The organism is Kitasatospora sp. NPDC059462 (assembly GCF_042749955.1).
Lineage (GTDB): Bacteria > Actinomycetota > Actinomycetes > Streptomycetales > Streptomycetaceae > Kitasatospora.
The window spans coordinates 1-4,675 of sequence record NZ_JBHYUU010000149.1; the positions used below are offsets into that span (position 1 = coordinate 1).

Consider the following 4,675-nt stretch of genomic DNA (forward strand, 5'->3'; position numbering starts at 1 on the left):
CGTCGCCGTGCACGAGTTGTGACGCCCGCTTAGTCCGCCCCCCCTACTCCCCCCGCAACCGGAAGGCGGAGGCTACGCGTGCTGGTCGAGTTCACCGGTTTTGATGGCCTGGAGGAAGCCGGCGAAGGACGAGGGGGCGATGCGGAGGATGAGGTTGCCGTCGTCGGATTCCCGGAGTTCGACCAGGCCGGCGGCCCCTGTGCGGATCTCGACGCAGTTGGCTTGGTCGCCACTGAAGCTGGACTTGTGCCAATCGAGCTGTGACATGTGCGCCTTCCTTAGAGGGCGTAGCGGATGTGCTGAATCAGTCCCCAGGAGTCGTGGTCGGCTCGGGATCGTAGAGCGCGAGATGCTTCCAGTTCCGGAAGCGCAAGGGACTTGAGGCGTTCGAACTTTGAGTGATAGGCGACGAGCGACTCTGGATCGCCATGGTAGGTGGAGCCGCCGGGGTGCTCCATCAGCACGGTGTCCAGGTCGGAGTGCGGACCGTGCACAATCATGAAAGACGTGTCCGTGGAGACGTACTCGGTACAGCGGAAGGGCAGGATCTGGATGGTGACGTGGGGGAGTTCGGTCACCTCGACCAGATAGTCGAGCTGTTCCCTCATGACCCTGGGGCCGCCGAACCGGGAATGCAGGGCCGCTTCGTGGATCACAGCGTGAAGTGGGAGGGACCCGTCGCTGCCTATGGCCTGCTGGCGGCTGCGGCGGAATTCCATCTTCTTCTCATCGCCGCTGAGGATGACCTCGCTGTAGCGCGGGACCTGAAGCAGCCCGGGGATCAGCAGAGTTTCGTAGCTGGAGAGAGAAACAGCGGTCGACTCGGACTCGGCCAGATCGAGGGCCGAGGTGTGAACGAACCCCTTGAAGGCACTCCACCAGCCCTTTCCGTTGCTGAGTCCCATCCGGTGCAGAGCTGCGGCATAGGTCTCATCCGTGTGGCCATAGGCATCCAGCAGAACGGTCAACCGATCCGGATCCAGCCCCGTGCGGCCGGCCTCGATGTGGCTGAGTTGCGGGCCTCCCATGCCGACGAGTGCGCCGGCGTCTTTGACTGCCAGCCCTGCGCCCTCGCGGAGGCGCCTCAGCTCGGCACCGAAGCGCCGCTGCCTCTCCACCTCCTCGCCCTCGCCCTCGCCACCGTCATCACCGGTGTCATCACCGCCCTCAAGGTCGGCCCGCCCCCGCCGCCCATCACCCGCCACGGGCGCTGGGAACTGCGCACCTCCCCCGACGGCACCCCCGAATACACCTGGATCGCCCGCCAGGCCCGCCACTTCAGCCCCGAAACCAACCCCTACAACCACCGCCGCATACCCCGATGACGCACCTAGGAGCAGGAAGTCGACCACACCGACTTCCTGCTCCGACCGGGGCCACGGGAGCAATGCCGAAGAGCAGGAAGTCGACCACACCGACTTCCTGCTCCGTGCTCAGCCGTTCAGGCGCTCAGCGGGTACCGGGTGTCCAGGTCGCGGAAGACGGCGCCGTTCAGCTGGAAGGCGCGCTTGCACTCCTCGACCACCCGGCGGCGCTCGACCTCGTCCATGGCCACGCCGGCCGCGTCCAGCCTGGCCCGGTAGTCCCGCTTGAACGCGGCCGGGTTCTCCACCTGCTCGAAGACGTAGAACCGCACGCCGTCGCCCTTGCGCTCGAAGCCCCAGGTCTTCTCGGCGAGGCCGCGGATGATCTGACCACCCGACAGGTCGCCCAGGTAGCGGGTGTAGTGGTGCGCGACGTAGCCCGCCGGCCAGTCGGCCGCGAGCTCCTCCAGCCGGGCGGCGTACGCGGCGGTGGCGGGCAGCGGGGCGAGCCCCTCGCGCCACCGTGGACCGCGCAGGTGGGCCAGGTCGCGCTCGATGGCCTCGGTGCGCAGCAGCGCGGGGTCGATGAAGGGACCGGCCACCGGGTGCCCCGCGAGCTCCTGCGCCCGCTCCTCCAGTGCGCGGTAGACGTACCAGAGCTGGGCGGTGAGGTCGGCGTAGGCCTCGACACCGAGGTGCCCGCCGAGCAGACGGCTCATGAAGGACGACTGCTCGGCCGCCTCGTGCTCGGCACTGCTGGCGGTGCGCAGCACGGTGGAGAACGGGACGACGGGCTGCTCGGGTATGGGCATGCGGGCCTCCAGAGATCGAGTACACCCCCGATTGCTTCGGTTAGCCTAACCTAAGTTCCTGTCATGCCGACAGGGTGTCGGGAAGAACCGTGCGCCCCCGGGAACGGCGAAGGCCGGGGCCCGCGGAAAATTCCGCGGACCCCGGCCTCCCACTGCCTCGACCTACCTCGGAGCGTCCGGGCGGACGGACCGCCGGACGGACGAGATGGGCACGACGGCTCAGTGACCGCCCTGCTCCGCCAGGCGCTTGATCGACGCGGTGACCTCGGCCTCGGCCTCGGTGCGGCCGACCCAGTTGGCACCCTCGACCGACTTGCCGGGCTCCAGGTCCTTGTAGACCTCGAAGAAGTGCTGGATCTCCAGGCGGTCGAACTCCGACACGTGGTGGATGTCCTGCAGGTGCTCCCAGCGCGGGTCCGTCGCCGGGACGCAGAGCAGCTTGTCGTCGCCGCCGGCCTCGTCCGTCATCTTGAACATGCCGATGACGCGGCACTTGATCAGGCAACCGGGGAAGGTCGGCTCGTCCAGGATGACCAGGGCGTCCAGCGGGTCACCGTCGTCCGCCAGGGTGCCCTCGACGTAGCCGTAGTCGGCCGGGTAGCGGGTCGAGGTGAAGAGCATCCGGTCGAGCCGCAGACGGCCGGTCTCGTGGTCGACCTCGTACTTGTTACGAGAGCCCTTCGGGATTTCGATAAGGACGTCGAACTCCAACGGTTCCTCCAAGGTAGGGACTGACAGAATCCAAGTGTCTCCTACGGGAGTGAGTGCTGAGGAAAGGGGCCGGTTCGGTGCGTGCAGGGGCTGGGTCGGGGGACCGACGCGGGGGGACGGCCGCGGGGCTGTTCGGGGCGGCGGTGCTGGTCGCCGGGACGGTGCTCGGTGCGGGCGGTGCGTACGCGCAACCGTCCCCGCCGGCGTCCGGAACCGGCTCGCCGTCCGGATCGGTCGCGCCGTCCGGATCGTTCGCGCCGTCCGGGTCCGGATCGCTCTCGCCTTCCGGCCGGGCCACCGGGAAGGCCCCGGGGGGCGAGGACGAGGGCGACGGCCACCGGGACGACGGCAGGGGCGGCAAGGGGGACCGGGGCGGCAAGGGGGACGACGGCGACCGCAACGGCAACCGGCCGGGGCACCGGGGCGGCGAGTCGCCCCACGCGTCCGCGAGCGCCACCGGCACCGCCACCACCCCGGCCACCGGCACGGCGGGCACCCCCACCACCGGCGCCGGCCCCGCCGCGCCCGCCGCCAAGCCCACCGGCGCCGCCCGCCCGGCCCCCGCCGGGACGGTGCTGACCGCCGCCGGGGCCGGGCCGGACACCGGCCTGCCCACCTCCCAGGGCCTTCAGCAGGCGCTCGCCGCCGTGCTCGCCGACAAGAACCTCGGCACCGTCGGCCTGGCCGTCGCGGACGCCGCCGACGGCCAACTCCTCTACGGCAGCGGCGAGAACACCGCCGCCACCCCGGCGTCCACCACCAAGCTGGCCACCTCGGTCGCGGCGCTGTCGCTGATCCCCGGCGACACCCGGCTGACGACCCGGGTCGTCAAGAACGCGGCCACCGGCGGGATCACCCTCGTGGGTGGTGGCGATCCGACCCTCACCGGGCTCCCCGCCGACCAGGTGCAGATCGGCGGCGTCCCCGCCGACCCGGACACCGCGCCCGCCTCGCTGGACGCCCTGGCCCGGCAGACCGCCGCCGCGCTGAAGGCCGCGGGCACCACCGCCGTCGCGCTCGACTACGACATCTCCCTCTACTCCGGCAGCCCGCTGCACAAGAACCACGACAACGAGAACATCGCCGCGGTGACGCCGCTGATGGTGGACGAGGGCAAGGTCGACCCGAAGAGCCGCGAGGACGCGCCCGCCCGCGTCACCGACCCGGCCGGGGCGGCCGCCGAGGCCTTCGCCAACCTGCTCAAGGCGCAGGGCATCACCGTCCAGGGCAAGGCGAAGCAGGCCGCCGCCCCGGCCGCCGCCGACGCGCCGGTGCTCGGGCGGGTCGACTCGCCCACCGTGTCCCGGCTGGTCGAGCGGATGCTGACCACCTCCGACAACACCCTCGCCGAGGCGCTCGCCCGGCAGGCCGCGCTCGCCGCCCACCAGCCGGCCAGCTTCGAGGGCGCCGCCACCGCCGTCACCCAGGAACTCGCCCGGCTCGGCGTGCCGACGGCCGGCGTGGTGCTCAACGACGGCAGCGGCCTGCACACCGGCAACGCGATCCCGCCGGTCGTCCTGGTCAAGCTGCTCGCGCTCGCCGCCTCCGCGGACCACCCGACGCTGCGCCCGGTGCTGACCGGCCTGCCGATCGCCGGCTTCACCGGCACCCTCGGCAAGCGCTTCGGCTCCACCTCGGGCGCCGCCGACGCGGCCGGCCTGGTCCGCGCCAAGACCGGCAGCCTGAGCGGCGTCAACACCCTGGCGGGCACCGTCGTGGACGCCGACGGCCGCCTGCTCTCCTTCGCCCTGATGACCCGCACCACCGCCCCCGCCGACACCGCCCGCACCGCCATGGACCGCGTCGTCGCCCGCCTCGCCGCCTGCGGCTGCCACTAGGCGGCTGGGC

At 71.4% G+C, this 4,675-nt stretch carries 6 protein-coding genes; 2 read left to right on the forward strand and 4 right to left on the reverse strand.

Annotated features, from left to right (window positions below):
• Positions 1 to 72 precede the first annotated feature (72 nt).
• Together ACFXAM_RS29140 and ACFXAM_RS29145 are read right to left on the reverse strand one after the other, a co-directional pair.
• Complete coding sequence (locus tag ACFXAM_RS29140) at positions 73 to 267, reverse strand: DUF397 domain-containing protein (protein WP_380295678.1); 195 nt, start codon at positions 265 to 267, stop codon at positions 73 to 75.
• An 11-nt stretch (positions 268 to 278) separates the two neighbouring features.
• Entirely contained in the window at positions 279 to 1,118 is an 840-nt protein-coding gene (locus ACFXAM_RS29145; protein ID WP_380295703.1) for a helix-turn-helix domain-containing protein, read from the reverse strand.
• Here ACFXAM_RS29145 and ACFXAM_RS29150 point away from each other — a divergent pair.
• Positions 1,014 to 1,325 carry a hypothetical protein gene (locus ACFXAM_RS29150; protein ID WP_380295707.1) on the forward strand — a complete coding sequence of 104 codons (312 nt, stop codon included), beginning with the start codon at positions 1,014 to 1,016 and terminating at the stop codon, positions 1,323 to 1,325. The genes ACFXAM_RS29145 and ACFXAM_RS29150 overlap by 105 nt on opposite strands.
• 116 nt (positions 1,326 to 1,441) lie before the next feature.
• Here the strand turns inward: ACFXAM_RS29150 and ACFXAM_RS29155 are convergent, their stop codons facing one another.
• Together ACFXAM_RS29155 and ACFXAM_RS29160 are read right to left on the reverse strand one after the other, a co-directional pair.
• Positions 1,442 to 2,116: a heme oxygenase (biliverdin-producing) gene (locus ACFXAM_RS29155; protein ID WP_380295680.1), complete on the reverse strand. Its 675-nt coding sequence runs from the start codon at positions 2,114 to 2,116 to the stop codon at positions 1,442 to 1,444.
• A gap of 219 nt (positions 2,117 to 2,335) precedes the next feature.
• On the reverse strand, positions 2,336 to 2,827 hold the full coding sequence (locus tag ACFXAM_RS29160) for an inorganic diphosphatase (RefSeq protein ID WP_344344657.1): 492 nt from the start codon (positions 2,825 to 2,827) through the stop codon (positions 2,336 to 2,338).
• Positions 2,828 to 2,904: 77 nt separating this feature from the next.
• Here ACFXAM_RS29160 and dacB point away from each other — a divergent pair, with 77 nt between their 5' ends.
• The gene (dacB, locus tag ACFXAM_RS29165) at positions 2,905 to 4,665 is read left to right on the forward strand and encodes a D-alanyl-D-alanine carboxypeptidase/D-alanyl-D-alanine-endopeptidase (RefSeq protein ID WP_380295682.1); all 1,761 of its coding nucleotides are present in this window, start codon (positions 2,905 to 2,907) and stop codon (positions 4,663 to 4,665) included.
• The last annotated feature ends 10 nt before the right edge of the window (positions 4,666 to 4,675 follow it).